The following is a 25946-nucleotide window of genomic DNA, read 5'->3' on the forward strand; positions in this document are numbered from 1 at the left end:
TGTGCGCCCCTGTAGCCCAATTGGCAGAGGCAACGGATTCAAAACCCGTCCAGTGTGAGTTCGAGTCTCACCAGGGGCACTTTTCGCAACAACCCTCTGACCGGGAACTTCCTGGCAGGGGGTTGTTTTTCGTGTTACGAAACTGCAGTCATTGCGATCATAACGATCAGGACGAGCATAAAATGTTGTCAGATGTTGTCACGGAATCAGGCCCACAAATCCGCCATTTTCGAGGACACAGACCCCAGGTCGTCGTCAAACAGGTCCGCATACGTGTTTAGTGTCATAGCCGCGTCCTCGTGCCCCAACTGACGGCTCACCACCAAAACGGTGGCCCCAGCACTGATCAGCAGAGACGCCGCGGTGTGCCGGAGTCCATGTGGGGTGATGTGTGGAAAACTAGGGTCTTCGGCCTGTAGACGTGCCACAGCCTCCGTAAACCAAGACCCCGAGTCCGGAAGACGCATGGGGGTAGACGGGTCTCCGGGGCTGTGGAAAAGATACTCCCCTGGTCCCACAGCCGCAGCCCGTGCTCGAAGATCGTCAGCCACTACATCAGAAAATGCGACTGTACGGATTTTGCGTGTTTTTGGTGGCCCCACGACGATTTTTCCACCCACGGTAGTAGCAGAACGCCGGACAACCAGCCTGCGAGTATTAAAACTGACGTCCTCGGGGGTGAGTCCGGCCAGCTCACCGAAACGCAGCCCTGTGGTCGCCAGTACCCGCATCTATAGGCTATGCGAAGTTTCCATAGCCAGAAATGGTGCTCACCCATAAGAACGCTGATACGACGAAAGCCGCAGCGAATGTGAAGGCAAAAGCACGCCATGATCGGCCGCTAAGCCGACCCTTTTTCAACATGTAGACAGCCATGGCTAATACACCCAACACCACCAATGAAGGTAGAGGTAGCCCATAGAAGACGAAAGGTATTGGAAGCCATGTGTAAAGGACCACTCCGCCGTAAAGGGTTGCGACGCCCAAGACAATTCCAAAAAGTATTCCCGGAATGATCGTTCTTTCTTTCACAACAAATTCCTTACCAATCAGTTTATCTTGATCAGACCACCGTTTTTAGCCTGCGCATGACATTCATTAATGGCGCCCGCTTCATCTCCTTCGTGTCGCAATCCAATGTGTCGACCGATGGCATTGTTTGTTTGATCCATGTGCCCAGCTTCAGGAGAACCAGGATGGTCTGTTTCGTGGGCATCGCCAATTTTTCGTGCAAAATCTGCGTTAGCCCGGATCGTTGTCAGCGCCTGCCACACACAATGCCTATCAGCGTCCTGAATGTTATCGTTCGTTACTTTGTTTGGAAACATTTGCGAGGAAATACGGTCCGCGTGTTCGGAATACCTAGGCATGGTGGTAGATTACCTTTCTTCCCAACCCAACCGGGCTGGATATCAGGTGTCTACCTAACAGGGGTCAGGTCCTTTGCTACTTTTTGCCGCAATGGGGTTCCTTTCTAACTTTGGATGTTTTTATCAGTATTGGTTTTGTGAGATTTTTGGGTATTGGCGTTGTCAAATCGTTGTCGCAAAACGTGGCAACATAAGTTACTCCCTGGTCAGACCCTTACATTACGTTAGTTGGTGTGAGTTCGAGTCTCACCAGGGGCACAAAGAGAAAAACCTCGGACCTTTCTTACTGATTAGGTTCGAGGTCCTTTAATGCTTCAGCCCTTCTCCTCGATTTCAGTTTGATCGGATACTTGGAAACGCTCGGGTGCTTTTAATCTTTCGGTGCCCAAATAGCCCGCCAGAGCAAGGCAGGCTACCGCTTGCACAGACCGCACAACCGCCAAGCTAGGCAATTCCGCCCTAAGGACGAGATATCCGAATCCTATGGTTGAAAGAACTGAGTACACCCCCATAATCAGCGACCTATTCCCGTCTGACTTCTTCAGCATTTTCTTCAAATAGAAAAAGGACGCTATCCACGACAGTGCTACCACTGAACGGATCAGTAGGAGCCCTCGCAGTATCCACCGCTCGACCTGTACATCTTCAATTCCGTTAAACGAATCTCGGTGAATCGAGACAAACGCATCGGCATATTCATCAAACGAGACAATACACAGGACCACATTCAGGGCAGAAAGCGCAAGAACAAGAGCAATAGTTGCTAAGAACACCTTTTCACGGCGCCCATTTGCCCCCAGGCTACTTCCATCATTTCGTTGATCAGACATTCCTCAAGCCTCTACTCCCAACAAACAGTGCCTCTAGGTTCACCCCAAACCTAGCTATTTACTTCTAACCTAAGACAGTTACCACAAAGTTACATTACCAATACAGAGTGTAAACTATTGTTGACATCAAGACGATATTCTTTTATATTGAATCGTGTAGATGCGATGTGTCTGTCACAATGAGGTGTTTTATGAAAAGGTTACGAATTGAACGCACGAAAGCGGCGGTATTCACCGCATTGGCAATCATCACGCTTCTGGGGGCATTAGTTCTTCAACAACCTTCACAGGTTTGGATATCAATTCTGCTGGGTGGAGCAGCAGCATGGTTTTGGTGGAAGGTACATTTCTATACAAAGCAGGAAGAGCTATAAAAACTAAATGTGCTTAAGCTCGCCCACATGGCGCGAGAAACCTAAGCACATTTGGAACGATTGCTTGCGCAATCCCACCGCCAAAAATTGGCCCTCTCACACAACCTAGTAAAGCTCAGGCAACGTAGGTAGATGGTACTTGCGCAGCGCTGCGTTGATCTGCGGGATGGAAGCCTTCAGCTGCGGTAGCGCTAGACCGATGAGTCCTGCCACGCCTGCGATGCCGAGGATTGCTCCCAAGATGGCGGGCTTCGAGCTCGTACTGGAGCCCAACTCGGAGCTACCTGCGGCCGGCTGCGTAGTATCGGCCGGTTTGCCGTCCCCGTGTGCACGGGCGGTAAGCCATTCATCCTTGCCCAGAACACCCTGGGTCAGGCGGGTCTCGCCGATCCAGCCGTACCACGGGTCCTGCGGGCGCTGGTTATCAAAACCACCGCCCATAACCCACTGCAGGTCGCGCGGGAGAAGGCCTTCGGCGCCTACGGCATTGCGCAAGATGGGTGCGCCGTTGATGAACATCTCCACGCTATCGCTTTGTGGATCATTGACCACGGCGATGTGCATCCACTCGTCCTTGGGCACCTCGTGGGACCATACGGTAGAACCGCTTCCCTGCTTCGGCTCCGCCCACCAGCGCAGCTCGCGGAGGTTGGAGATACCAAACATGACGGTGGGATCCGTGTCCTCAGAGCCGTCCACCAGCTTGTTGATGGCAGAGTCGCGGCTAAGCGCGCTTCCCCAGCCATGCTCGGCACCATTGAAGTCTTCAGGAATCTTGACGAAGGATTCGAAGGTGTACCCCTTGGTGGTGTCCACATTATTGGCGGCCGCTCCCTTGTCGGTGCGGAACTCGGCGTTGCCGACCTTACCGGCAGGGTCGGACCAGAAGAGGGAGCCGGCATCAGAAGACAGCGGGTGGTGATCGGAGCTATAGGTCACCCGATCACCTAGCATGGCGCCAGAGCGATGCAGGTCGCTGCCCGAATCGCTGGCAATATCGGGGATGGTGGTGCCGCGGCCGGCAGGGGCACCGTCGGCAAGCGCATGCCCGTCCTTGTCTTGGGCCTGGCCCGGGCGCCAGTGGAATACGGTGTGGTCGTTCTTGGCAAAGTCATCCGCGCCCGTGGGCAACTCATCCTCCGCGATGGTATAGGGCCTATAGCCTTCCGCGGCGATGTCGCGCGCACGCTGCGCTAGGTCCGGCTGGTGGCCCTCGCCCACGGTGAAATCCGGGGAAAAGGAGGAAAAGCGCTGCTCAAAGTCGAACGGAATGGCGTAGCTATCGCCCTGATCATCCAGGGTGAGCTTATCGAATTGCGTCAGCTCCTCGTGCGGCTTCTGCGCCACCCACGGCGAGAGCGCGGTCATCTCCAGCTGCTTGCCGGAAAGGTCGAACTCGAGCACGCCCAGCAGACCATTTCCGCCCTGATAGGCCATCTGATAGTCCTGCAAGATGGAAACGACATCGTGGCCGGCATCGTTCTTATCCACGCGGTAGCCCGCACCGTGGTGGTGGCCGCCCATCACCAGGAAGATCTGGTCGTTGCGCTTGATGAACGTATCCCACAGGCCCTTGCCATAGTCATCGGAATAGAAAACGTTGCCCTCGCCATCGATATTAAGGGCTTCGTGCGTCGTGACGATGACGGGGAGGTTGGGGTGCTTATCGATGATGCCTTGCGCCCACGCAAGGGCCTTCTCATCGGCGCGCCAGCCCAGTGCCAAGTTGAGGTACTTCTGACCCTCGGCTTCAAAGATGTGGGCCTCGGAGTCATTATTGACCGCAGTGTAGCGCTCTTGGAAGCTCTCCGGATTAGCGGCTTTGGCGCGATCGGCGCTAAACCACTTGTCATAAGGGTGGGCCGCCGCACCCTCGACGTCCATGTCGTGATTGCCGGGCAGGATGGAGTAGTTCAGGTCAGAATCGTCGAGGACCTGCATGGCCTTATCGGCTACCTGCCATTCGCCCTCCACGTTCCACTGGTCGACGACATCGCCCAGGTGGGTGACGAAGTCCATGTTCAGCTCGTCTTGGTGGTCTACCAACCATTGAGTTTGGGCCAAGTAGGGTTCGCTTCCGTAGCGAGCTTGGGCCAAGTTGCCGGTCTCCGGGGTGGAATAGCGCGAGTAGAACTGGGTATCCGGTAAGACGCCGATACTGAAACGAGAGCCCTCGCTTGGCGACGCCCCCTCGGCCCCAAAATCCGCAGCACTTGCGGCCGGTACAACAACGAGGTTTCCCACCACCGCGGTTGCAGTTAGCGCAGGCAGGACGAAACGATTTTTCATAGAGAGTCCTTTAAGACTGGAAAGGGATGCTTGCACAGGGGAGATGGCTGGGAATACGCGAGGAATTCTAGGACGTGAAGCTTTCAGCTAGTTGAAGCCCGCGTAAACAGGAGACTGAATAATGGGAAACTTATGGTTGCTTCTGAATGGACCATCCCACTGTGGCCAAGTCCGTATATCCTGCCCCAAACTGCATAGTTGCATTGGGGTGCATTAAACTGACAGAATATTCGTGAATACGGTTTTACCTCTACGGTTAGGGAGAAGATCCCCCTCTGCCGCGGCAGGTAGCTAACCGCCCTCTAATGAAAGATATGCATTACGCTTCACTGTGGTTCGCCTAGCCTCCCTCTTCGGCACTTTTCTGCCGCCTTGCTAGGCCAGTCGCCCTCCGCACCAGTCCCCTCCCAGGTAAATTTTTATTTTATGCAGTACATTTTGAACGCTATCCGCGGTGCCCTCATCGGCATGGCCGAGCTCGTACCCGGCATCTCCGGTGGCACCGTGGCGCTCATCGTGGGCATTTATGAACGCGCAGTCCACAACGCCAACGATCTCATCTCCGGCCGCTTCAAGAAGGTCGAATGGAGCTTCCTCCTCTCCGTAGCTATCGGTATGTTCATCGCCGTCTTCGGGATGTCCACCGTGCTTTCTAACTTCGTGGAAAATCACGTATCGGCTTCCGGAGCGCTCTTTTTGGGCATGGTGGCTGTGTCCATTTTTGTACCGCTATCCATGCTCTCCAAGCAGGAACGGCTGCGCCCCTCGTCCATCATCGCGTTCGTCGTTGCCACGATTGCGATCTTCTTTATCACCGGATTCACCTCCGAACCGCACGAGAACCCCAGCCTCATCGTGGTCTTCTTCGCCGCCGCCATCGCGGTATGCGCACTCATCCTGCCAGGCATTTCCGGCTCGCTCATCCTGCTGACCATGGGCCTCTACCAGCCCATCATTGGCGCGGTTTCAGATCGTGACCTAGGCACTATCGCCGTCTTCGCGCTGGGTGCCCTGTGTGGCCTCGCGGCATTCATCAAGGCATTAAATTTCCTGCTGGATCACCACCGCGCCCCCACGCTGATGGCCATGGCAGGTTTCATGCTCGGTTCTCTGCGCGCCCTATGGCCGTGGGGAGCTGACCAGGATGCCTCTAGCGGCATCATCATCGGCATGTTCATCCTCGGTGCACTCATCGTCTCCGCGTTCATCTTCGCAGATATGAAGAAAGCCCGCGCTATAGATGAAAGGACGGCGCAAGAGTAATGCCGCGTTCGTTTTCTCGCCGCACAATTCTCGCCGCGGTCCTCGTCCCCACGTTGAGCCTGGGCGCCTGCGTCACCAACGAGGAAGATTCCACTCCGGACGGCTGGGAAGAACCCCATTCCGCAATGGTGCCGGAAATTGCCGCCATGTATGACGACAACGATGGCGTCCTTACCGCCGGAACTAACCCGCCCTATGCCCCATTTCAGCTTAAGGATTCCCACGGGGCACTCCAGGGCGTTGAACTCGATCTTGCTCGCGCCGTTGCCGGCGTCTTGGGACTCGATTTCCAGCCCATGGAACAGGACTTCTCCATGATCCTGCCCGCCGTGCAATCGGGCCAGATTGATATGGGCGCATCCGGATTCACGGATAACCCCGAGCGCCGCAATGAATTCGACTTTGTAGATCACCTCTACGCCGGCATCCAGTGGGCCGAGCGAGTAGATGGCCCCAAGAAGGTTGACCCGGATAATCCTTGCGGCCTGACCGTCGCGGTGCAGCGCACCACGGTATCTGAAACCGACGATGTGCGCCCCAAGAAGGATGCGTGCAACGGCGATCTCACGGTTTTGTCTTATGACACCGGTGACAACGCCGCGCTGGCGGTACTTATGGGACGCGCAGATGCCCTGTCCGCAGACTCCCCAGTAACGGCGTGGGCGGTCAATCGCTCCGAAGGAAAGATGCGGCAGGTAGGCGATATGTTCCAAGCATCGCCCTATGGCTTTGCCGTACCCAAGGATTCCGATTTGGGCAAGGCCTCGGCTGCGGCACTGCAACACCTCATCGAAACCGGTGAGTATGCAGAAATTTTGTCCCGTTGGGGCATCGAGGATGGCTTAATAGACCAGGCAATGATTAATGAAAGGCCGATCAATGGTTAATGAAAATGCGGCGACGCCAGCTACGGCAGAGCCTAAGGAAAAGCCCGCCAAGATCGAGGCGCGACCTCTACGCCACCCGTGGCGCTGGGTATTCGCCGGCCTGCTTATCGTGCTCGGCGTGTGGTTCATCATCGCCTCCGCCCGCAACGAGGCCTTTGGCTGGGACACCTACTTCCAGTATCTCTTTGATAAGCGCATTGCGCTTGCCTCCCTGCACACCATTGCCATCACCATTTTGTCAATGATCATCGGCGTTGTGGGTGGTGCCATCCTTGCGGTTATGCGCATGTCCCCGAACCCGGTGCTGCGCAGCGTCTCCTGGATATTCCTCTGGGTCTTCCGCGGCACGCCGATCTATGTGCAACTGGTGTTCTGGGGCCTGCTCTCCGCCATCTACCAATCCATCAACTTGGGCTTTACCGAGGTGTCTTTGCAGACGATCCTCACCAACGCCTTCTTCCTTGCGGTGATGGGCCTGGGGCTTAATGAAGCCGCCTATATGGCCGAGATTGTGCGCTCCGGTATCACCTCCGTTCCCGAGGGCCAGAAGGAAGCTTCCAAGGCACTCGGCATGTCCTGGTGGATGACCATGCGCCGCACCGTCCTTCCGCAGGCCATGCGCATTATCATTCCGCCCACAGGAAATGAGTTCATTTCCTTGCTCAAGACCTCTTCCCTCGTGGTGGCCATTCCTTATACCGAGGAAATCTTCGGCCGTTCCACGGATATTTCCGCCGCGCTCTTCCAGCCCATCCCGCTGTTGCTGGTCGCAGCGTCCTGGTACCTCGTGGTTACTTCCCTGCTGATGGTGGGACAGTACTTCCTGGAGCGCCGCTTTGAGCGCGGTGCCACCCGCGAACTCACTGGCCGCCAACTTGCTGCGCTGGCAGACGCTGAAGGAACCATCCCCCGCAACGTATCCGTGATTTCGGAGGCTAAAAACTAATGGCTACTCCCATGATTTCCGCCCAGAACGTCCATAAGTCCTTCGGACAGCTCGAGGTCCTCAAAGGCATTGACCTTGAGGTCCAGCCCGGCGAAGTGGCCTGCCTGTTAGGCCCCTCGGGCTCCGGCAAGTCCACCTTCCTGCGCTGCGTCAATCACCTTGATAAGGCGACGGCGGGCCGCCTCTACGTCGACGGCGAGCTGATTGGCTACCGCGAAAAGAACGGCACCCTTTATGAGATCAGCGAGAAGGAAGCCGCAGAACAGCGCTCCGATATCGGAATGGTCTTTCAGTCTTTCAACCTCTTCCCCCACCGCACGGTGATTGAAAACATCATCGAGGCACCGGTGCAGGTGAAAAAGATTCCGGAAGAGACCGCCCGCGCCCGCGCTATGGAGCTGTTGGAGGACGTTGGCTTGGCGTCCAAGGCCAATAACTACCCGGTACAGCTCTCCGGCGGCCAGCAGCAGCGCGTGGCCATCGCTCGTGCAGTGGCTATGGATCCTAAGCTTATGCTTTTCGACGAACCTACGTCCGCCCTCGACCCCGAGCTCGTCGGCGAAGTGCTGCGCGTTATGAAGGACCTCGCAGCTGAAGGCATGACCATGCTCGTCGTCACCCACGAGATGGGTTTTGCGCGCGAGGTAGCCGATAAGGTCTTCTTCATGGATGGCGGCGTAGTTATCGAGTCCGGCAGCCCAGCTGAGGTGCTGGATAACCCGCAACAGCCACGCACCAAGGACTTTTTGGCGTCGCTACTCTAATTCCCGCAGCACTCCGCTGAGTGCCTTCAGCCCGCCGGTCCTCTTCCGCGAAGAGGACCGGCGGGCTTTGTCGTGGCTGACTCGTCTACGAAAGCGTCAAAATACCCCGAATCAGTGCGCTGGCCGCGCCCAACCCGGCAACGCTCAGTGAGAGCACGCGGGCCTTTTCTCGTGGAACACGCCGAGCAATGCGGGTGCCGGCCCAAATTCCGACGAGCATACCTAAGACTCCGGCGGGCCACATCACCCAAGGCAGGCCATCAAAATGCGCCGCACCAGTAAGCGTCTTGGTCATCACGGAAAAGAATCCGCCTACGACAAAAATCGGCTGCAGCGTAGCTGCGTAGACATGTTGGGGCCACTTTGCCGCCTGGGCGTAAACGGTAATAACCGGGCCGGCCACGCCCGCCAAGGTATTGGTAAAGCCGCCGAGAATACCGGCGGAGATGGCAGGGCCTTTGCCCTCCATCGGCGGGACAAACTTCTTTCCAAAAGTGACAACCCCCAGTGCGGCCAGAAGCGCAGCGCCCACTACGATCATGAGCCCTGCCGTGTCCATACGCCTAATGAGCAGCGCCGCGGCCAAGGAACCAATCACCATGACTGGGGCTATGAGTCCGAACTTCTTCCAGCTCACATTCTCACGCACGGAATAGGTGGTCAGAATCGCATTTATGCAGGCCAGAACATTAATGACGAGGATGCCTTCGACCGGCCCCATGATCAACATGAGGATGGGGCCGCCGATGAGACCGAGCCCCATTCCGGATACCCGCTGCAGTGTCGAACCAACGACAACGACGAGGAAAATAACCAGTGCGAGGCTCACTGCCGGTATTTCTCCTTTACCGCACGGCCTACGGATTCGGGGAACATCCCCGTTACGTCGCCGCCAAACTTCGCTACCTGCTTACACAACGAGGAACTGATATAGCCGTACTTCTCGTCCGTGAGTAGGAAGACAGTATCGATTCCCGAAAGGCGCCGGTTCATCTGCGCCATGGGCAGCTCATATTCATAATCCAGAGAGCTACGCAGTCCCTTCACTAGGACGTCTGCCCCATGCTCCGTGGTGTAGTCCACCAACAGCCCGGAGCAATAATCCACCTTGATGGAAGAATCCACGCTCTGGCGGATAAGTTCCATGCGTTCCTCCACGCTAAAAAGCCCTGAGGGCTTGTCGGGATTACCGGTTACCAACACGGTGACCTCATCAAACATCTGGTTAGCGCGATTGATGATATCGACGTGACCTAAGGTGACGGGGTCGAAGGATCCAGGGCAGACGGCCTTAGTCATGCTACTTTCGCTTTCTTTTCAGGGGTTTAGTCTTCGGCGTCCTCGCTGCCGGGACGGGTATAAACCGCCATATCCATGCGTGCGATGCCAAAGGTGCGCTTCTTAAGCTTTTGGCCGGTGGGCTCAAAACCTGCAGGCCACACCGTATCCGCGGAATCGACGTGGCGCTCAATTACTACCATTGCGCGATCGGTAAGCACTGGTTCGATGGCAGCAATGAGTTCATCCACTTCATCAAAAGCATAGGGTGGGTCCGCCAGCACCAAGTCAAAGTGTTTGCGAGGGGCACTAGCCAGGTAAGTGCTTACCTTCATCTCATGCACGCGCACGCCGGGATGCTTGACGACGCCCATGTTGTGCCGGATGATCTTTACCGCATCGCCCGAAGCTTCCACCAGTACTGCTTCATCTGCCCCACGGCTCGCTGCCTCAAGACCTAGGGCACCAGAGCCAGCAAAAAGATCGAGCACCGAAGATCCAGCAAAGCCCCACCGTGCAGTTAGGGATGAAAACAGCCCTTCGCGGGCGCGGTCTGCGGTAGGCCGAGTTCCTTCTGCAGGCACTTTAATGGTGCGTCCGCGGGCTTCGCCGGCAATAATGCGCGTCATTTATGCTTCTCCAATCTCCATCAAAAGGTCTCCGCCCACCACATCACTAAAGTCAGAGACCACGATACGGTGGACCTTTCCTGGTCCCGGGCTTTCTACGGGAGCCTCAAGCTTCGTGGCTTCGACAGTCGCAAGCGGGACTCCGGTATCAACAGTGTCTCCCACATTCACATGGCAACGGACGATGCCCGCGAAAGGGGCGTAAATTTTCATGCTTCTAGGTTAACCCGTCTTAGTTCTTCTCCAAGTATTCCTGTTCGCTTTCGCTCAAATTGCGCGTGAGTTCCTCAGCCAACTCGGGATTGCGCAACACCATGGCGCGCGCATCCGTGTGGGTGCGCTCCACAATGTCTTGGTCATCCGCCAAGTTCAGTAGCCGCAGTGTGCGGTGAGTTCCGGACTGCATGGTGCCCAAGATGTCGCCCTCTTGCCGCTGGCGCAAATCAAGCTCGGCCAGTTCAAAACCCGAGGACGTTTGGGCGATCTGAGTGATACGACGGAAGGACGGAGTGTTATCGGCTGCCGTCGTGTGCAAAAGGCAGACGGAGGCATTGCCGCCTCGTCCCACACGCCCACGCAACTGGTGCAACTGGGAAACGCCGAAATGCTCGGACTCGCGAATGAGCATCACCGTGGCATTGGGAACATCCACGCCCACCTCAATGACCGTGGTAGAGACCAGGATATCGATCTCTCCCCTGGCAAATGACGTCATTACCTCGTCTTTATTGGGCATCTTCCCATGCAAAATGGCGACCCGCAGTCCCTTGAAGGGACCGTTTTCTAACTGCTGTGCAAGCTCTAGCACCCCGCCTTTGCCTTCAATGCGCGGGCAAACGATATAGGCCTGATGGCCGTGGGCAACCTCCTCGCGTATCCGCTCGAGTGCGCGCAGCACCCAGGTCGGCCGCCACTCGGCCACCACTGCTGACTGAATAGGTTTGCGACCACCGGGCAGCTCGGTCAGCGTTGATACGGCGAGGTCACCAAAGACGGTCATCGCAATGGTGCGCGGAATCGGTGTTGCTGTCATCACCAGCACGTGGGGGCTGAGGCCTTCACGTGCCTTTAACCGCAGGCTATCGCGCTGCTCTACACCAAACCGGTGTTGCTCATCTACGACGACCAATCCCAGGTTAAAGAACTCTACGGTGTCTTGGATAATCGCATGGGTTCCAATGATGATGTCCGCATCACCGGAGACAATATCCAATAAAGCCTGCCGCTTGTCCGCCGTACGCATGGAGCCGGTCAGGAATACCACCTTGACCCCTTCGGGAACCGAGGTCCCGATGGAGGCAGCGTGTTGGGAGGCGAGTACTTCCGTCGGCGCCAACAGCGCGGCCTGCGTTCCTGCGTCAACAGCCTGCAGCATAGCGCAGGTAGCCACCATGGTTTTGCCAGAGCCAACCTCACCTTGCAGCAAGCGCATCATGGGCAGCGGACGAGCCAGATCGTCTTCAATCTCGCTGATGACGCGCCGCTGCCCTTCAGTCAGATCAAAGGGCAGATGGCTCAGCAGTTCTTCGCGATAGCCGCCCAAGGTTGCCGGCATGGTAGAAGCGGTCCGGGCTTCGGCATCTCGCTGGCGCAATGCCATCACCAGACCAATAGACAGAGCCTCGTTATACTTCAGCCTCTGTATCGCACGGTACGGGCCCGCCTCCCCCGGCTCATGGATTTCCCGCACTGCCTTATCGAGGCTGATGATCATCTGATAATCCAGCGGTTCCTCAATCGGCGGAGTCTTAGATAAGACGTAGTGGATAGCGCCCATGATGTACCACGAAGTCACCTTGGACGTGGCCGGGTACACCGGAATCCATTCGCGTTCCAAGAGGAGCTGATCGAGCCTGCCAAACTGCGACAGATTCCGCAGCGAGCCGGTGGCCTTCGGGCGATGCTTCTTGCCGGATTCGGCTGCTGGCTGGCGGTAATCATCCAGCTCGCCATCGGGGCGGCCGAACGCATCGATCTCTACGAAGTCCGGCTGCTGTAATTGAGGTTGGTTGCGGAAGAATTTGAGCTTGCCGCTCATCATGACGCGCTGTCCGCGGTGCAACATCCGCATCACGTAATTGGCATTGAAAAAAGTCGCAATGATGCTGCCATCGAGCTGCACATTGATGATGGTGGTCTTGCCCGAGTCGTGGCGGGTGAATCCGGTAATAGTTCCGGTAACCGTGACGATATCGCCCTCCGCAGCATCTCCTAGTCCGACGTCCTTGTTGTGGCGGATATAGTCTCGCGGATAGTGAGCTAAGAGCTCACCGCAGGTCTCATACCCCAGTGCTTTGGTAATCTTCGCGGCGTCTTTCGCCGCAAGCACCTCTGTCAAAGGGCGATTGTCCTGCCAGCCGAGCATTACTATTCCACTCCGATTTCGGTTGCGATTTCCGGCACTTTCAGTGCCATGACGTCCACGCCAAGCTGTTGAGCTAGTTCCTCCTGGTCTAGGTCTAGGGCACTTAGGACTGTGACCTGCTCACCGCCTTCTGCCAAGAGATCGCGGCAAGTGGCAATGATTGACTGCGGGGTTTCCTGGCTCGGGTAAGCCACTCGCATGGACTTGGCAGCATCACGCATGGCTGCAACGACGGCACCAGTATCTGGGTTATCCGGTTCATAAACGGAGATCGCGGCTAAGGCTGCAGCCAGCGATTGCGCGGGCACTACTCGCCCAGCAGCGGTCTGTGAACACACGCCGGTGGCAAGAACGATGTCCTCGTCCTTAGCCGCAATGGGATCATCCGGAGACACCACGCTAACCCCCGCAGATGCCAGCAGATCGCTGATAGGCCCGGCCGGTGCGGCAGCAAATACTCGGCGAGCAATAGGCTCTTCGGAGGCAGGTTCGGCGTGCGGGGGCAACGCTTCAAGGTGCAGGTTGGTTACCTTTCCCGTACCAAAGGCGGTTTCGATGACCTTGCCTGCCTGCCGGGAGTGGATATGTACATTAGCGCTGTCCTCGGTGGCGCGAGCGATGACGAGGCTATCTCCCATAGGGGAAATTGCTGTTTGCAGCGCGTCTATATCTCCCTCGAAGAAAAACACCACTTCCAGTTCAGTTGTCGGCTCCGCCTCGGGCAGGCCTGTGTGCCCAGTCGAGCCTTCGATCTCAGCAAGGAGAGACTCTAAGAGGATAACGAGACCAGCGCCGCCGGCATCCACCACTCCTGCCTCGCGCAGGGCTGGCAATTGCGAAGGAGTGCGCTCGAGGGCCGTTTCCGCGGCAGCGATTGCGGCACTCACAGTACTGTGCAAGGTTGCGCCTGATTGCGCTTGAGCGTCGCCGGCAGCCTCGGCTGCTGCCTTCAAGACCGTAATAACTGTGCCTTCCACCGGCTCGGCGATAGCCCGGTCCACCAGCTCCACGGCCTGCTTGAGGGAGCGGACAAAGACGGCACCGTCGATAACTGAGTCCACAGTTGACTCGGCCACGCCGCGCAGAACCTGCGAGAGCACCATTCCCGAGTTTCCGCGGGCACCACGCACCGCCCCGAGCGCGAGTGAATCGGCGACATCGCCACCATTGTCCAGCTCCGCAACCGCTGCCTCCATAGTGTGCGCCATATTCGAGCCCGTATCGGAATCCGGCACGGGAAAGACATTGAGCGCGTTGATCTCATCGCGGCGATGGGCTAATTCCCCCACGGCGCGGGTGGCCCAATTGCGCATTCCGTGGGAATCCAGCGTGCTGGGGTAGGACATGCGCAATAGTTTACAAGCGCCAGTCTATTTCCTGTGCGCCTTGGTCCCGCAAAAGGGCGTTTGCCCGGGAAAAGGGCTTCGAGCCAAAGAAACCGCGGCTGGCCGAAAGCGGTGAGGGGTGTGGAGACTTGATACAGGGGACGTCGGGAAGAAATCGCTCGCATGCTTGTGCATCCCGGCCCCAGAGAATCGCGACCATGGGGCTGCGGTTGAGCGCGCGAATGGCAGCCTCGGTGAACTCTTCCCAGCCAATTCGGCGGTGCGATCCGGCTTTGCCTGGGGCTACGGTAAGCACCCTGTTAAGCAGCAGCACTCCCTGGTCCGCCCAGGCGCTCAGGTCCCCGTCTTCCCGGCCGTTGATACCCAGATCATCGTGCAGCTCGCGGTAAATATTGACCAAGGAACGCGGCGGTTTCACACCCGGGCGAGTGGAAAAGGCCATGCCCATGGCGTGTCCTGGGGTGGGATAAGGGTCTTGGCCCACAATGAGCACACGGACCTCATCTAGCGGCATCTGCAACGCGCGGCAGACGTCCTCAGCCGGGGGCAAATAGTCCTGCCCCTCAAGAGCATGGGAGATCTGTGGCCATTGCTTTTCAACAACCGGCGCCAGCACCGGCTCCCAAGAGGGGTGGTAGGTGGGGTGCATGGTTAAAAGCTCAGCCAGCCTTTCTGATAGCTCGGTGTCGTGCCACCCAGCGTAACCCCGCAGCCGCGGGTTACGGTGCCAATCTTTCGGAATCCCGAGGGCGCTTCCTTTGCCGTCGTGCCGATGAGGGTGTGGTCTTCGCCGCCGCTGAGTACCCATTCCCACGGGTCGCAGTCGAGTAGATCCGCGGCTTGGCACAGCAATTCTTCCGGTTGCAAGGCCTGCGGATCCAAGTCCATGTGCACGCAAGAGTGCTCGGCCATTGTCGTACAGTCTTGAATCAGACCGTCTGAGTTATCGGTCATCGCGGTGACCCCCGCGGCACGGGCAATGACGCCGCGGCCGGGGTTGAGCCAGGGGGCACAGTGGGCGTCGATAAGCGGCTGCAGGTGCTCATGCCCTGCAGGAAGGTTCCGGCCAAAGCGCTCCAACAAGGCCAAGCCGGCGGCCGAGTGGCCGATCTTGCCGTGCGCTACCACCTGCTGGCCTGCCCGCGCTCCGTCCAAGGTCAAGGCAGGAAGGCTGCCGCCCAGGAAGCCTACGGCCGTGATATTGATGACCAAGAGATCCGACTTTGTAAGGTCGCCGCCTACCAACTCGGCGTTATAGAAAGAGCTATGCTCCGCGATTCCCTCGGCGATGCCACGCACGAAGGGCACCGGGGTATCGCCTGGGGCGGCGATTGCAAGGAGGGCAGCAACCGGGCGGGCACCCATAGCTTCCACATCGGCAAAGTTGCGCAAGATGGCCTTTTTGCCAATCTCGCGCGGGGTCGACCACTCGCGCAGGAAATGACGTCCCTCCACCATCAAATCAGTGGCCGCCACGGTGCGGGAATTCGGCGGCGCGCTGGGCAGTACCGCGGCATCGTCTCCATTGAGCCCACTGGAGGCCACGGAGGTAATTTCCCGGATGGCGGCGCGTTCTCCCACATCTGCGAGAGTCTGAGTTAAGTTCACCAGCTTCCTTTCGATACTATGAGCCCTTATGACATCCCAATTTAACCGCACCGCGATCTTCATTTCACTTGGGTTGTCCATAGTGATGGTTCTGGCGGTCCTTTTCGGCGCAAAATACGTATTCAATAACGTCGCCAAAGCACCAGTGGCGGTCTCCCCCGTGGAGTCTAAGGAGGCAGACTCGCAAGCCTGCCGCAGCTTTATCGACGCCCTTCCGGATCAGGTCATGGATAAGCCACGTGCCGATATTGCCGAGCCCGTGCCTTCCGGCGTCGCGGCTTGGGCCACTACCTCAGACGATAAGGTCACCGTGCGCTGTGGCGTGGATATGCCTTTCCAGTACACCGAGTACTCCCAGACCCAGGACGTGGAGGGCGAAAAATGGTTCCAGGTGCGCGATGCCACCCCTGGCTCGAACCTCACCACTTGGTATGCGCCGCAGCGCTTCCCCGTTGTCGCGGTCACTGCCTCCACTGACGCAGAGCCGGGCGAGCTGAACGACGCCCTCTCGTCCCTCGAAGAAAAGCCTGCCACTGCCCACGAGGCGCCACTTAAGGCTCTCAAGGCGGGGAATGACCAGATGTGCGTAGAAGTAGACAAGGCCCTGCCCGATTCGGTGGCTGAGGGCTACCGCCGCCGCGAGGTTGAGGAAAAGAATACCTATGTGTGGAGCGCCGATGGCCGCGAAGACATCGTTGCGCGATGCGGCGTAGCCAAGCCGGAGAACTATCGCGCCGGAGTCAAGCTCCAACAGGTCAACGATATTCCGTGGTTCGAGGACACCACCTTGGCCCATGGCACGACCGCAGGCACGTGGTTTGCCCTCGGCCGCGAGGACTACCTTGCGCTACACGCCCCACAAGATGCCGCGCAGGCGGCACTGGTGGAAATCGGCGACGTGCTCGCAAAGCACACGGCCGAAAAGTAGGCCACGCTTGGGCCTACTTGGCTAGGGCCTGCTCGATAAGCGCCTCGAGCAGCGCCGGGTACTCGACACCCGAGGCCGCGAGCACCTGCGGGTACATGGAGATCGGGGTAAAGCCCGGCAGGGTATTGATCTCGTTGATGTACACGGAGTCCTTTGTGACGAAGAAGTCGACTCGGGACAGGCCCTCACAGTTGAGGGCCTCGAAGGCGCGGATTGCCATGTCGCGTAGCTTCTCGGTCAGCTCAGGTGCGAAAGGCGCAGGGATTTCGGCAGTGACCACATTGTCGAGGTACTTGGTGTCGAAGCCATAAAAGCCCTCATCGGAATCATCGATCCCGGCGAGCAGCGCCGGGACGGAGGCCAGCAAGGTGCCATCGGCATAGTGGAGCACGCCGATTTCTACCTCTTGGCCAACGATTTCCGGCTCCACCAGGATCTTTTCGTCATCCTCTAGCGCCAGGTCGACGGCTGTGGGGAATTCCTCCCAGGTGGTGACCTTGGATACGCCAATGGAGGATCCACCGCGAGCAGGCTTGACAAAGACGGGCAGGCCTAGCTGCTGCTTTTCGTCCTCGCTTAGCTCGGTGCGGCCTTTGAGGATGACCTCGGGCGCTACTGGCAGGTCTGCCGCCGCCAGCACCTTCTTGGTAAATTCCTTATCCATGCCCACCGAGGACGCCAAGACCCCTGGGCCTACATAGGGCAGGCCGGAAAGCTCAAAGAGTCCTTGGACTGTACCGTCCTCACCAAAGGGGCCGTGCAGAATGGGAAATACCACGTCGACCTCTGCAAAGAGCGTGCCGTCGGTGACGTTATGGAATTGGCCCTTCGCATTGGGATCAAGGGAAAGGGTCAGCTCCGCACCAGGGCTGACCTCCGGCATAACACCATCGACAATTTCTAAGCCCTCAGTGGTGCCGGGCGTCCACGTGCCCTCACGGGTGATACCGATGGGCACCACCTCGAACTTCTCTGGGTCGAGGTGGTTCATGATCGCGCCAGCGGATACGCAGGATACGGAATGCTCGGTGCTACGGCCGCCATAGATAACGGCCACGCGGGTCTTTTCAGTCATGCCCGCAGATTTTACCCTCGACCTACTCCGACTTCTTGGACCGACCCATCAAAGCGATGATCATATCTTCTACCGCCACACCCTCGTAGCACACGCCATAAACGGCGTGCGTGATAGGCATCTCTACCCCGGCCTGCTGGGCGAGGCGATAGATGGAGTCACAGGAGTAGACACCTTCGGCGACCTGTCCATTGGTCGCGGCCTTGGCCTCTTCAATCGTGCCGCCTTGGCCCAGGCGGTAGCCAAAGGTGCGGTTGCGCGACAATGTCGAGGTGCACGTTGCCACCAAGTCGCCCATGCCTGCGAGGCCGGAGAAAGTAAATGGATCCGCCCCCAGCTCCACGCCCAGGCGGGTAATTTCCGCCAGACCGCGGGTGATGATGGTGGCCATGGTGTTATTGCCCAGCCCCTTGCCGGAGGCGATACCACAGGCCAAGGCGATGACATTCTTGCAGGCGCCACCGATTTCCGCGCCGATGACATCGGTATTGGTGTAGGGCCGCAGGTACGGCGCGGCGACCGCTGCTTGCACGCGCTGAGCGCGGTCTTCATCGGAGCAGGCAATCACCGTGGCGGCCACTTGGCCGGCAGCAATCTCCTTGGCCAAGTTCGGGCCAGACAGTACCGCCACGCGGTCTGCTGGCACGCCCGCCGCATCCATGATGACCTCACTCATGCGCTTGAGCGTGGCAGTCTCTACGCCTTTAGAAATAGACACCAGGGTCGCGTCCTCTGGCAGGTGCGGCGCCCACTTTTCCACGTTGGCGCGCAAGGTTTGGGAGGGAACGCCGAACACGACGACGTCGGCAAGCGCCAGCGCTTCGACATCATCATGGGTGGCCCGCACCGCGGCCGGCAGGCGGGTATCCGGCAAATAGTCCGGATTGGTGTGAGTCTCGTTGATGGCCTGCACCAATTCCGCGCGGCGCGCCCACAGGCGAACGTCATTTCCGGCGTCCGCAAAGACCTTGGCCAAGGTAGTGCCCCAAGAACCAGCACCCATCACGGCAACATTAACCATGGTGTCTCCTCCAAACGTGCAAATCTATAACCCCAACCTTAAAGCATGCCCGACCCCCGTGGGGCAAGGATGCACAACGCGCCTAACCCGTGGGACAATGGGCCCTTAGACGTTGTTCTTATAAACCCAATTACTGTGGAAAGGCCCCGTGGAGGCAGACGATGCCCAATATTAAAAAGATGCACGAAACCGACAAGGATCAGCAGCACGAGGAGTTTATTTCCGGCCGCCACCAGGAAATCCCGGTGGACCCCGCCAAGGAATTCCACCGCACTACCCTTGCCGCCGGCGCCGTAATCTGGCGCGGCTCCCCGCAGGACCCAGAAATCGCGCTCATCCACCGCCCCCATTACGATGATTGGTCCCTGCCCAAGGGCAAGGTCGATCCCGGCGAATCCCTGCCCACTACCGCGGCCCGGGAAATCCTGGAGGAGACCGGCTTTAGCGTGCGTCTAGGCAAGCTCATCGGCAAGGTAACGTACCCAGTCCAAGGCCGCACTAAGGTGGTCTACTACTGGGTGGCCAAGTACCTGGGCGGAACCTATTCCGCCAATAGTGAAACCGATGAGCTACGGTGGCTGCCCATCGATGAAGCGCAAGACCTCCTGTCCTACGACGTTGATACCGCGGTAGTGGCCAAGGCGGCTAAGCGCCTACGCATCGCGCCCGCTACCCGCGTGCTCTATGTGCGCCACGCACGCGCGCATGAGAGGGTGAGCTGGCAAGGCGATGACAACCTGCGGCCACTGGATAAGAAGGGCCGCCGCCAAGCAGAGATGCTGGTGCCGATGCTGAGTGCTTTCCACCCCACCGCCATTTACTCTGCCCTGCCCCAGCGCTGCCAGCAGACGGCTGCCCCGCTTGCCGACGAACTGGGCAAGGACATTTCCATCAACAAAAACTTTGGCGATGAGGCCTGGGAGAACGACCCAGAAGCAGCCAAGAAAGCTTTCCGCCGGGTGGTCAACGAAGGCGGCGTTCCTGTCATCGTAAGCCAGGGCGCCACCATTCCTGGCATCATCGAGGACCTCGCCCCAGAGTTCCTGAAAAAGCCGGTGGACAAGCTGAAGTTTAAGAAGGCTTCTGTGTGGGTCTTGTCTTTCAACAATGGCGAGCTCACCGGTGCCGATTACCTGGCTAGCCCACTGCCGGTGCGCTAGTTTTCTGGTTCCTCGCCGACCAACAATTAAGGCCCTGCCTTCCATCTCATGCGGTGGACGAGCAGGGCCTTATTTGCGCAACTATCGTGCGGCTGCGGGGTTTTCTAACCGCGCAAGCCGAGCGTGCGACGGACGAAGAGGACCAAAATGAGGGTATTCAGTGCTGGGTACACAAACATGCCGACTAGGGTAAAGCTCAACACTGCGTACAGGACGGCACTCAGGACGACTACCAAGATGGTCACTCCGACATTCTTCTTCGCTACCTCGATGGAAGCCCCAAAGGTCTCGCCAACGGATAGCTCAGGACGTACGGCCTTAACAGCCGGCATCCAAGTAAAGAAGAAGGCGGCGAAGAGTCCCGGAATAATCAGGAGAACGAAGCCCAGGGAAATAACCAGCCACGAAAGCACATTCACCGCCATGAGACCGGCGACATTTTTAAAGCTCAGAAAGTCCTTTATCTCCAGCATCCCGGTATCAACCTGTTTATTAGCAGCCTTGTACCAGGTGCTAATGGACCAAATAAACACTAGGAACATGGCGATAATGGCTAAGAACATTACCGCAATTAACCCACCAGTAAGTGCGGCATCGGAACCCGAGCCACTATTGGCTAGGGCATCAATGGATGTACCGCTGCCTGCTAGGACGAGGGTCAACAGCAAATAGAGAATGGAGACAATTACGATCTGCACCAGTGGACCGAAAATCCACTGCGCCCAATTGCGGCCGAAGTAGCGGAAGCTATCCGCGATTACCTGAATGGCGTCTACGTCACGACCAAAAAGGGAATCTTCTCCTTGGTAGGTGCTTCCGGCGTATCCGGGTTGCCCGAACTGTTGCTGACCGTACTGCTGCCCGTAGCCTGGTTGGCCGTTCGCGCCGTTTCCGTAGGGCGCAGATTCACTGGCAGGTCCGGGAGTACCTGGACCATTGTTTCCTGAATTAAAGGAATCATTATTCGAATAGGGATTGCTCATAGATTTAAAGCTAGGGGCATACTTTGTTACAGGAAACTGGAGCAGGTGATTGTTACTCTTACGTTACCAATTTTTACCCCCGCAGCTCCCCCAAGGTTTGTACTCAAGACTCATACCCAAATGCAAAGCACCCCCACCGCCCCTTCTTTAGAAAGAACTGTAGGGGTGTTGGCGCAAGTTCATCCCCAACCGCGCTCCCATTTATGGGGCGATAACAGAGGGCTTAAAGCCGGGGCGTCGCTTTTCATAGTCAGCAATATTGTCCTCGTTACGGAGGGTGATACCAATGTCATCGAGTCCCTCCATCAACCGCCAACGGGTGTAGTCATCGATGTCAAAGCGGTAGGTATTTTCTCCCACCGTGACCGTTCGCGCCTCCAAGTCAACGGTGACCTGGGTTTCTCCTGCCTCCAGCTGCTTCCAGATAAGCTCTATGTCTTCTTGTTCCATCAAGCCGGTAAGAAGGCCGGACTTTCCTGCGTTGCCGCGGAAGATATCTGCAAAGCGGGACGAAAACACGGCACGGAACCCGTATTCACTCAACGCCCATACTGCATGTTCGCGGGAGGATCCGGTGCCAAAATCACTGCCTGCAAAAAGCACCGACCCATCTTTAAATTGCGCTTGGTTGAGCACGAAGCTGTCATCGGAGCGCCAATTAGAAAACAACCCTTCAGAAAAGCCTGTACGCTTAACCGACTTCAAGTAACGCGCGGGGATGATTTGATCGGTATCCACATTGGAAGCGCGCAGGGGCACGCCCGTTCCCGTATGGGTAATAAACTTCTCCATTGTCAATGCCTTTCTTAGCGCTTAATCCAGGTCTGCAGGGCTAGACAGGTAACCGGTCACAGCAGTCGCGGCAGCCACCTGCGGGGAGACAAGGTGCGTGTGCCCACCAGGACCTTGACGGCCCTCGAAATTGCGGTTGGAGGTGGAGGCGGAGCGCTCGCCCGGAGCCAATTGATCTGGGTTCATGCCCAAGCACATCGAGCAGCCGGCGGTACGCCACTCCGCACCGAACTGTCGGAAGACTTCGTCGAGGCCTTCCTCCTCCGCTTGGGCCTTTGAAGCGTCCTGGGTTTAGTTCCTACCTCAGCTAAGGAAGGATTGAACTATGCCTAGAAAGTATTCCGTCGAGTTCAAGGAGAAGGCGGTCCATCAGATCATCGAAATGGTCCGCCTGGAGTCTTGCTCACTGCAACGCGCCTACACAGAGGTCGGTGAGCTGCTTGGAGTATCTCACCACACGTTGCGGGCCTGGTACCGTGACAGCGCCTCAGTACGCGATAATTCTGACGCTTCAGGCGGCGAAACAATGGAAGAAGAACTCAGGCGTCTGCGCCGCGAAAACCGCGAACTGAAACGAGCAAACGGGATTCTTAAAACTGCTTCGGCTTTTTTCGCAGCGGAACTCGACCGACCCACGACCAAATGATCTCCTACATCGACGCGTACAAAGATCAATTTGGGGTCGAGGCCATCTGCCGAGTCCTTAAACAAGCAGATCGTGGATTCATTACTTCACGCGGCTACCGCAAAGCCACCACACGTGTTCCCAGCGCAAGAGCCTTAAGCGATAGCCTGCTCATCCCAGAGATACAGCGTGTGCATGCGGAGAATTTCTCGGTCTACGGCATCCGCAAAATGTGGCACGCGATGAACCGCGAAGGCTTTCATATTGGTCGCGACAAGACCGCACGTCTGATGAAACTTGCAGGTGTTTCTGGCCGCAGACGTGGGCGAACCCCAATAACAACGGTAAGCCCGAAGACACCGGATCATCGCCCGGACCTAGTGCGCCGAAACTTCCGTGCGCAGGCACCAGGCAGGCTTTGGGTTGCCGACATTACCTACGTTCGCACCCTGTCAGGATTCGCCTACACCGCGTTTGTCGTGGATGTCTTCAGCCGAAAAATTGTTGGTGTTGCTACACGCTCGACAATGCGCACCGATGCGCTGCCCATGGAGGCATTGGAACATGCGTTAACGACTGCAGGACGAATCCATGGAAACCAACTAATTCACCACAGCGATCGGGGCAGCCAGTACGTGTCACTGAAGTATTCCACCGCGCTAGCTGAGTCAGGAATCCGCCCGAGTGTGGGAACAATCGGCGATTCTTACGACAATGCACTAGCCGAAACAGTCAACGGTCTCTACAAGGCGGAACTGATTCATGCCCAGGGCCCGTGGACGTCGGTCGGAGAAGTCGAACTGGCCACCTTGCGGTGGGTGCATTGGTGGAACACTAAGCGACTTCACGAAGCATTGGACTACGCCACCCCACAGGAAGTAGAAACCGAGTACTATCTCACCCAGCCCATCAACACAGGGCCGTAAAAGAAGCGGAACTAAACCCAGGACGCTTCACTTGACCAGGGTGGAGGACGGCACGACCATCATCCGCGTATCGGCAGCGATGGTGCGTCCCTTCACCACGTCGGCCGCAGCACGCAGGTCTTCGATGCGGGCATTGGTACAGGACCCGACGAAGACGATATCGATCTTGATATCACGCAGTGGAGTACCTGGCTGCAGGTCCATATACTGCAATGCCTTTGCCACAGTGGCCTTTTCATTATCGTCACCACAGTCTTCCGGATCTGGGACCTTCTCCCCTAACGGAAGGCCCTGCCCAGGATTGGTTCCCCACGTAACAAATGGGGTCAGCGAGGAGCCATCAATTTCCACAACGGTATCGAATTCCGCGCCCTCATCGGTGGGAAGCGTCTTCCAATACTCAACCGCAGCATCCCAGTCTGCTCCCGTGGGGGCGAACTCGCGCCCCTTGACATACTCGAAGGTCGTCTCATCGGGAGCGACCATGCCAGCGCGGGCCCCTGCCTCAATAGACATATTGCACATCGTCATGCGCGCCTCCATGGACATCTTGCGAATGGCCTCACCGCGGTATTCAATGATGTGGCCCTGCCCGCCACCGGTACCGATTTTGGCGATAATGGCCAAGATGAGGTCCTTGGCAGATACCCCCTCTTGCAGCTCGCCAGTCACCTCAATAGCCATGGCTTTAAATGGCTTCAAAGAAAGCGTCTGCGTGGCCATGACATGTTCTACCTCAGAGGTGCCAATACCCATGGCAATTGAACCAAAGGCGCCGTGCGTGGAGGTATGCGAGTCGCCACACACGATTGTCATACCCGGCTGGGTAATCCCCAGCTGCGGGCCAACCGTGTGCACAATGCCCTGCTGAACATCACCCATAGAGTGCAAACGCACTCCAAATTCTTCGCAATTCTTGCGCAAGGTCGATACCTGGGTGCGTGAAACCTCATCCTTGATTTCCAAGAGGTTGCCGGACTTGATGCCTTGCGTGGGAACGTTATGGTCCTCGGTGGCCAAGTGCAGCTCAGGGTGACGCAACGTGCGGCCGGCCAGCCGCAAGCCATCAAATGCCTGCGGACTGGTAACTTCATGTAGTAGCTGAAAGTCAATAAAGATGAGGTCTGGCGCCCCAGCATCGCCCTGTTGGACGACGTGATCGCGCCACACTTTTTCTGCCAATGTCAGCTTCTGGTTCATAAACGTCTCTCCACACTTGAAATCTCATAAGTTGGAACGTAGATTTCATTGTATGGGAGAGTATAGCGCAGTTTCCGGAATCAAGGTGTTGGATCGAGCAATGGCCATTATGATGGCCGCCGCCAACCACCCCTCCACCCTCAATGAATTATGCGAAACCACAGGACTACCTCGGGCGACAGCACACCGTTTAGCAACCGCGCTCGAAGCGCACCGCATCCTCGTTCGCACCCCCGATGGAAAGTGGAAGGCCGGCCCTGCCCTCCCCGGCAACCGCGATCACCTCCTCGAGGCAGCCGGGCCAATCATGGAGAAACTGCGCGAAGACACCGGAGAATCCATCCAGCTCTACGAGGTCACCGGAAATACCCGTACCTGCATTGCCACCAGGGAGCCGGAATCCGGCCTCCACAACGTCGTACCAGTCGGGCGCCAGCTACCGCTTAGCTCCGGCTCTGCCGCGCGCATCATTGCCGCATATGTAGACATCAATATCGAAGATGCCTCGTTTACCCAAGAAGACATTGAGGCGGCCAGAAACCAAGGTTACTCCGAGTCTATTGAGGAACGCGAAGCCGGCTTAGCCTCCATCTCCGCGCCGGTTTTCGATGGTTCCGGCACCTTCCTCGCAGTATTGTCGATTTCCGGATCTGCCGAGCGCTTCCAACCTTCCCCGGCCCAGAAATACGCCCACATGCTCACTTCCGCCGCACGCGAATTGAGCAACCGCCTCTAAGGCCCTCCCTAGCTTTACGACGCCCGCTTCCACCTAGCCCCAGGGAGGCGGGCCCTTTTTATTTCCAAACCGGAAAAATTAGAGAAACACACCCACACCTATTGAAACCGAAATGAAAATACGGTTTAATGAAAACACACTGAAAACGACGGGGAACGTCCCCTACCAGAGAGGATCAGGCATCATGACCCACACCACCCACGAAGACCATACCCACACCCACGGCGCCGATTGCGGCCACGTTTCCTTCCCGCACGGTGACCACACCGACTATCTCCACGAGGGCCACATTCACCGTGAGCATGATGGCCACTGGGATGAGTGCGAAACCACCGAGCACGTTGAAGCCGAGGCACACGCCGACCACACCCATGGTGAAGGCTGCGGCCACGTAGCAATCCCGCACGGCGACCACGTGGACTACCTGCACGACGGCCACCGCCATGCCGCACACGGCGATCACTACGACGAACACTAAACGCCACCCCGGGGCCCAGCCCCACGTGCTTGCCGCCTAGGCCCCTTGAACTATGGGCCTAGGCGGCATTTTC

The 25946-nt window shown here is 57.6% G+C and carries 27 protein-coding genes, 1 tRNA gene and 2 pseudogenes; 11 read left to right on the plus strand and 19 right to left on the minus strand.

Annotated features, from left to right (window positions below; translation table 11 throughout):
* The first annotated feature begins 5 nt into the window (after window positions 1-5).
* Window positions 6-79: transfer RNA gene (locus ACKFRY_RS08920), tRNA-Leu, on the plus strand.
* 127 nt (window positions 80-206) lie between these two features.
* On the opposite strand, the gene ACKFRY_RS08925 is transcribed toward ACKFRY_RS08920, so the two are convergent.
* The 4 genes from ACKFRY_RS08925 to ACKFRY_RS08940 all read right to left on the minus strand — a co-directional run bounded on the left by ACKFRY_RS08925 (window position 207) and on the right by ACKFRY_RS08940 (window position 2200).
* Window positions 207-731, minus strand: a complete 525-nt coding sequence (locus ACKFRY_RS08925; protein ID WP_408921180.1) for a site-specific integrase — start codon at window positions 729-731, stop codon at window positions 207-209.
* Between the two features lie 7 nt (window positions 732-738).
* Window positions 739-1032, minus strand: a complete 294-nt coding sequence (locus ACKFRY_RS08930; RefSeq protein ID WP_408921181.1) for a hypothetical protein — start codon at window positions 1030-1032, stop codon at window positions 739-741.
* Between the two features lie 17 nt (window positions 1033-1049).
* Window positions 1050-1370, minus strand: coding sequence for a DUF6973 domain-containing protein (locus tag ACKFRY_RS08935; protein ID WP_408922692.1), 321 nt, complete (start codon window positions 1368-1370; stop codon window positions 1050-1052).
* A gap of 314 nt (window positions 1371-1684) precedes the next feature.
* Window positions 1685-2200 carry a hypothetical protein gene (locus ACKFRY_RS08940; RefSeq protein ID WP_408922693.1) on the minus strand — a complete coding sequence of 172 codons (516 nt, stop codon included), beginning with the start codon at window positions 2198-2200 and terminating at the stop codon, window positions 1685-1687.
* Window positions 2201-2391: 191 nt separating this feature from the next.
* Here ACKFRY_RS08940 and ACKFRY_RS08945 point away from each other — a divergent pair, with 191 nt between their 5' ends.
* On the plus strand, window positions 2392-2574 hold the full coding sequence (locus ACKFRY_RS08945) for a hypothetical protein (RefSeq protein ID WP_150850365.1): 183 nt from the start codon (window positions 2392-2394) through the stop codon (window positions 2572-2574).
* Between the two features lie 105 nt (window positions 2575-2679).
* Here ACKFRY_RS08945 and ACKFRY_RS08950 read toward each other — a convergent pair whose 3' ends face one another.
* A complete protein-coding gene (locus ACKFRY_RS08950; protein ID WP_408922694.1) occupies window positions 2680-4863 on the minus strand; it encodes a LamG-like jellyroll fold domain-containing protein in 2184 nt (727 codons plus the stop codon).
* A 426-nt stretch (window positions 4864-5289) separates the two neighbouring features.
* Here ACKFRY_RS08950 and ACKFRY_RS08955 point away from each other — a divergent pair, with 426 nt between their 5' ends.
* From ACKFRY_RS08955 to ACKFRY_RS08970, 4 genes are read left to right on the plus strand one after another with little or no spacing between them, the layout of a single operon-like run.
* Entirely contained in the window at window positions 5290-6126 is an 837-nt protein-coding gene (locus ACKFRY_RS08955; RefSeq protein WP_179386439.1) for a DUF368 domain-containing protein, read from the plus strand.
* Window positions 6126-7013, plus strand: coding sequence for an ABC transporter substrate-binding protein (locus ACKFRY_RS08960; RefSeq protein WP_302257579.1), 888 nt, complete (start codon window positions 6126-6128; stop codon window positions 7011-7013). The genes ACKFRY_RS08955 and ACKFRY_RS08960 overlap by 1 nt, the downstream gene beginning before the upstream one ends.
* Window positions 7006-7959, plus strand: a complete 954-nt coding sequence (locus ACKFRY_RS08965) for an amino acid ABC transporter permease (protein WP_150851377.1) — start codon at window positions 7006-7008, stop codon at window positions 7957-7959. Before ACKFRY_RS08960 ends, ACKFRY_RS08965 begins: the two co-directional genes overlap by 8 nt.
* Complete coding sequence (locus ACKFRY_RS08970) at window positions 7959-8723, plus strand: amino acid ABC transporter ATP-binding protein (RefSeq protein ID WP_005323289.1); 765 nt, start codon at window positions 7959-7961, stop codon at window positions 8721-8723. Before ACKFRY_RS08965 ends, ACKFRY_RS08970 begins: the two co-directional genes overlap by 1 nt.
* Before the next feature lie 85 nt (window positions 8724-8808).
* Here ACKFRY_RS08970 and ACKFRY_RS08975 read toward each other — a convergent pair whose 3' ends face one another.
* The 8 genes from ACKFRY_RS08975 to ACKFRY_RS09010 are packed head-to-tail and all read right to left on the minus strand — an operon-like array spanning window position 8809 to window position 16030.
* Window positions 8809-9552: a sulfite exporter TauE/SafE family protein gene (locus tag ACKFRY_RS08975; RefSeq protein ID WP_408922695.1), complete on the minus strand. Its 744-nt coding sequence runs from the start codon at window positions 9550-9552 to the stop codon at window positions 8809-8811.
* A complete protein-coding gene (gene coaD / locus ACKFRY_RS08980; RefSeq protein WP_005323291.1) occupies window positions 9549-10022 on the minus strand; it encodes a pantetheine-phosphate adenylyltransferase in 474 nt (157 codons plus the stop codon). Before coaD ends, ACKFRY_RS08975 begins: the two co-directional genes overlap by 4 nt.
* Window positions 10023-10048: 26 nt before the next feature.
* A complete protein-coding gene (gene rsmD, locus ACKFRY_RS08985) occupies window positions 10049-10630 on the minus strand; it encodes a 16S rRNA (guanine(966)-N(2))-methyltransferase RsmD (protein WP_408922696.1) in 582 nt (193 codons plus the stop codon).
* Entirely contained in the window at window positions 10631-10843 is a 213-nt protein-coding gene (locus ACKFRY_RS08990) for a biotin/lipoyl-containing protein (protein WP_005327804.1), read from the minus strand.
* Between the two features lie 19 nt (window positions 10844-10862).
* Window positions 10863-12995, minus strand: a complete 2133-nt coding sequence (locus tag ACKFRY_RS08995; protein ID WP_408922697.1) for an ATP-dependent DNA helicase RecG — start codon at window positions 12993-12995, stop codon at window positions 10863-10865.
* A gap of 2 nt (window positions 12996-12997) precedes the next feature.
* Window positions 12998-14341, minus strand: a complete 1344-nt coding sequence (locus ACKFRY_RS09000) for a DAK2 domain-containing protein (RefSeq protein ID WP_408922698.1) — start codon at window positions 14339-14341, stop codon at window positions 12998-13000.
* Between the two features lie 10 nt (window positions 14342-14351).
* Entirely contained in the window at window positions 14352-14990 is a 639-nt protein-coding gene (locus ACKFRY_RS09005; RefSeq protein WP_408922699.1) for a uracil-DNA glycosylase, read from the minus strand.
* Between the two features lie 2 nt (window positions 14991-14992).
* Entirely contained in the window at window positions 14993-16030 is a 1038-nt protein-coding gene (locus ACKFRY_RS09010) for a thiamine-phosphate kinase (RefSeq protein ID WP_200435227.1), read from the minus strand.
* Here ACKFRY_RS09010 and ACKFRY_RS09015 point away from each other — a divergent pair.
* A complete protein-coding gene (locus ACKFRY_RS09015; RefSeq protein ID WP_408922700.1) occupies window positions 15978-16877 on the plus strand; it encodes a DUF3515 domain-containing protein in 900 nt (299 codons plus the stop codon). The genes ACKFRY_RS09010 and ACKFRY_RS09015 overlap by 53 nt on opposite strands.
* A 13-nt stretch (window positions 16878-16890) precedes the next feature.
* Here the strand turns inward: ACKFRY_RS09015 and ACKFRY_RS09020 are convergent, their stop codons facing one another.
* Window positions 16891-17952, minus strand: a complete 1062-nt coding sequence (locus ACKFRY_RS09020; RefSeq protein ID WP_408922701.1) for a D-alanine--D-alanine ligase family protein — start codon at window positions 17950-17952, stop codon at window positions 16891-16893.
* A gap of 22 nt (window positions 17953-17974) precedes the next feature.
* Window positions 17975-18973 (minus strand): NAD(P)H-dependent glycerol-3-phosphate dehydrogenase, encoded by a 999-nt coding sequence (locus tag ACKFRY_RS09025; RefSeq protein ID WP_005323300.1) that lies wholly within the window; start codon window positions 18971-18973, stop codon window positions 17975-17977.
* Between the two features lie 161 nt (window positions 18974-19134).
* On the opposite strand from ACKFRY_RS09025, the gene ACKFRY_RS09030 reads away from it, so the two are divergent.
* Entirely contained in the window at window positions 19135-20133 is a 999-nt protein-coding gene (locus tag ACKFRY_RS09030; RefSeq protein ID WP_408922702.1) for an NUDIX hydrolase, read from the plus strand.
* Window positions 20134-20237: 104 nt separating this feature from the next.
* Here ACKFRY_RS09030 and ACKFRY_RS09035 read toward each other — a convergent pair whose 3' ends face one another.
* The 3 genes and pseudogenes from ACKFRY_RS09035 to ACKFRY_RS09045 all read right to left on the minus strand — a co-directional run.
* Window positions 20238-21116, minus strand: a complete 879-nt coding sequence (locus ACKFRY_RS09035; protein WP_200435223.1) for a hypothetical protein — start codon at window positions 21114-21116, stop codon at window positions 20238-20240.
* A gap of 201 nt (window positions 21117-21317) precedes the next feature.
* Window positions 21318-21908 (minus strand): 3-isopropylmalate dehydratase small subunit, encoded by a 591-nt coding sequence (gene leuD / locus ACKFRY_RS09040; protein WP_408922703.1) that lies wholly within the window; start codon window positions 21906-21908, stop codon window positions 21318-21320.
* A 21-nt stretch (window positions 21909-21929) separates the two neighbouring features.
* Window positions 21930-22184, minus strand: a pseudogene (locus ACKFRY_RS09045) (aconitase family protein); the annotation flags it as partial.
* 49 nt (window positions 22185-22233) lie between these two features.
* On the opposite strand from ACKFRY_RS09045, the gene ACKFRY_RS09050 reads away from it, so the two are divergent.
* Window positions 22234-23459 (plus strand): IS3 family transposase gene (locus ACKFRY_RS09050; RefSeq protein ID WP_100619247.1). Its coding sequence is split into 2 segments (ribosomal slippage): window positions 22234-22513 and window positions 22513-23459, totalling 1227 coding nucleotides; the frame shifts between segments, so codons are not numbered across the junction.
* A gap of 30 nt (window positions 23460-23489) precedes the next feature.
* Here the strand turns inward: ACKFRY_RS09050 and leuC are convergent.
* Window positions 23490-24659: pseudogene (gene leuC, locus ACKFRY_RS09055) on the minus strand (3-isopropylmalate dehydratase large subunit); the annotation flags it as partial.
* Between the two features lie 52 nt (window positions 24660-24711).
* Here leuC and ACKFRY_RS09060 point away from each other — a divergent pair.
* Both ACKFRY_RS09060 and ACKFRY_RS09065 read left to right on the plus strand, forming a co-directional pair.
* Window positions 24712-25395, plus strand: coding sequence for an IclR family transcriptional regulator (locus ACKFRY_RS09060; RefSeq protein WP_408922704.1), 684 nt, complete (start codon window positions 24712-24714; stop codon window positions 25393-25395).
* A gap of 184 nt (window positions 25396-25579) precedes the next feature.
* The gene (locus ACKFRY_RS09065) at window positions 25580-25873 is read left to right on the plus strand and encodes a hypothetical protein (RefSeq protein WP_234447205.1); all 294 of its coding nucleotides are present in this window, start codon (window positions 25580-25582) and stop codon (window positions 25871-25873) included.
* Window positions 25874-25946: the final 73 nt, after the last annotated feature.

Origin of the sequence: Corynebacterium tuberculostearicum (assembly GCF_046097255.1) — a bacterium.
In the GTDB taxonomy this organism is placed as follows: domain Bacteria; phylum Actinomycetota; class Actinomycetes; order Mycobacteriales; family Mycobacteriaceae; genus Corynebacterium; species Corynebacterium tuberculostearicum_J.

Excerpts from the sequence above, each read along its gene's own strand:
- ACKFRY_RS08925 (WP_408921180.1), bottom strand. The coding sequence starts at position 731 with ATGCGGGTACTGGCGACCACAGGGCTGCGTTTCGGTGAGCTGGCCGGA.
- ACKFRY_RS08935 (WP_408922692.1), bottom strand. The coding sequence starts at position 1,370 with ATGCCTAGGTATTCCGAACACGCGGACCGTATTTCCTCGCAAATGTTT.
- ACKFRY_RS08940 (WP_408922693.1), bottom strand. The coding sequence starts at position 2,200 with ATGTCTGATCAACGAAATGATGGAAGTAGCCTGGGGGCAAATGGGCGC.
- ACKFRY_RS08945 (WP_150850365.1), top strand. The coding sequence starts at position 2,392 with ATGAAAAGGTTACGAATTGAACGCACGAAAGCGGCGGTATTCACCGCA.
- ACKFRY_RS08950 (WP_408922694.1), bottom strand. The coding sequence starts at position 4,863 with ATGAAAAATCGTTTCGTCCTGCCTGCGCTAACTGCAACCGCGGTGGTG.
- ACKFRY_RS08955 (WP_179386439.1), top strand. The coding sequence starts at position 5,290 with ATGCAGTACATTTTGAACGCTATCCGCGGTGCCCTCATCGGCATGGCC.
- ACKFRY_RS08960 (WP_302257579.1), top strand. The coding sequence starts at position 6,126 with ATGCCGCGTTCGTTTTCTCGCCGCACAATTCTCGCCGCGGTCCTCGTC.
- ACKFRY_RS08965 (WP_150851377.1), top strand. The coding sequence starts at position 7,006 with ATGGTTAATGAAAATGCGGCGACGCCAGCTACGGCAGAGCCTAAGGAA.
- ACKFRY_RS08970 (WP_005323289.1), top strand. The coding sequence starts at position 7,959 with ATGGCTACTCCCATGATTTCCGCCCAGAACGTCCATAAGTCCTTCGGA.
- coaD (WP_005323291.1), bottom strand. The coding sequence starts at position 10,022 with ATGACTAAGGCCGTCTGCCCTGGATCCTTCGACCCCGTCACCTTAGGT.
- rsmD (WP_408922696.1), bottom strand. The coding sequence starts at position 10,630 with ATGACGCGCATTATTGCCGGCGAAGCCCGCGGACGCACCATTAAAGTG.
- ACKFRY_RS08990 (WP_005327804.1), bottom strand. The coding sequence starts at position 10,843 with ATGAAAATTTACGCCCCTTTCGCGGGCATCGTCCGTTGCCATGTGAAT.
- ACKFRY_RS08995 (WP_408922697.1), bottom strand. The coding sequence starts at position 12,995 with ATGCTCGGCTGGCAGGACAATCGCCCTTTGACAGAGGTGCTTGCGGCG.
- ACKFRY_RS09000 (WP_408922698.1), bottom strand. The coding sequence starts at position 14,341 with ATGTCCTACCCCAGCACGCTGGATTCCCACGGAATGCGCAATTGGGCC.
- ACKFRY_RS09005 (WP_408922699.1), bottom strand. The coding sequence starts at position 14,990 with ATGCACCCCACCTACCACCCCTCTTGGGAGCCGGTGCTGGCGCCGGTT.
- ACKFRY_RS09015 (WP_408922700.1), top strand. The coding sequence starts at position 15,978 with ATGACATCCCAATTTAACCGCACCGCGATCTTCATTTCACTTGGGTTG.
- ACKFRY_RS09010 (WP_200435227.1), bottom strand. The coding sequence starts at position 16,030 with ATGGACAACCCAAGTGAAATGAAGATCGCGGTGCGGTTAAATTGGGAT.
- ACKFRY_RS09020 (WP_408922701.1), bottom strand. The coding sequence starts at position 17,952 with ATGACTGAAAAGACCCGCGTGGCCGTTATCTATGGCGGCCGTAGCACC.
- ACKFRY_RS09025 (WP_005323300.1), bottom strand. The coding sequence starts at position 18,973 with ATGGTTAATGTTGCCGTGATGGGTGCTGGTTCTTGGGGCACTACCTTG.
- ACKFRY_RS09030 (WP_408922702.1), top strand. The coding sequence starts at position 19,135 with ATGCCCAATATTAAAAAGATGCACGAAACCGACAAGGATCAGCAGCAC.
- ACKFRY_RS09035 (WP_200435223.1), bottom strand. The coding sequence starts at position 21,116 with ATGAGCAATCCCTATTCGAATAATGATTCCTTTAATTCAGGAAACAAT.
- leuD (WP_408922703.1), bottom strand. The coding sequence starts at position 21,908 with ATGGAGAAGTTTATTACCCATACGGGAACGGGCGTGCCCCTGCGCGCT.
- ACKFRY_RS09060 (WP_408922704.1), top strand. The coding sequence starts at position 24,712 with ATGGGAGAGTATAGCGCAGTTTCCGGAATCAAGGTGTTGGATCGAGCA.
- ACKFRY_RS09065 (WP_234447205.1), top strand. The coding sequence starts at position 25,580 with ATGACCCACACCACCCACGAAGACCATACCCACACCCACGGCGCCGAT.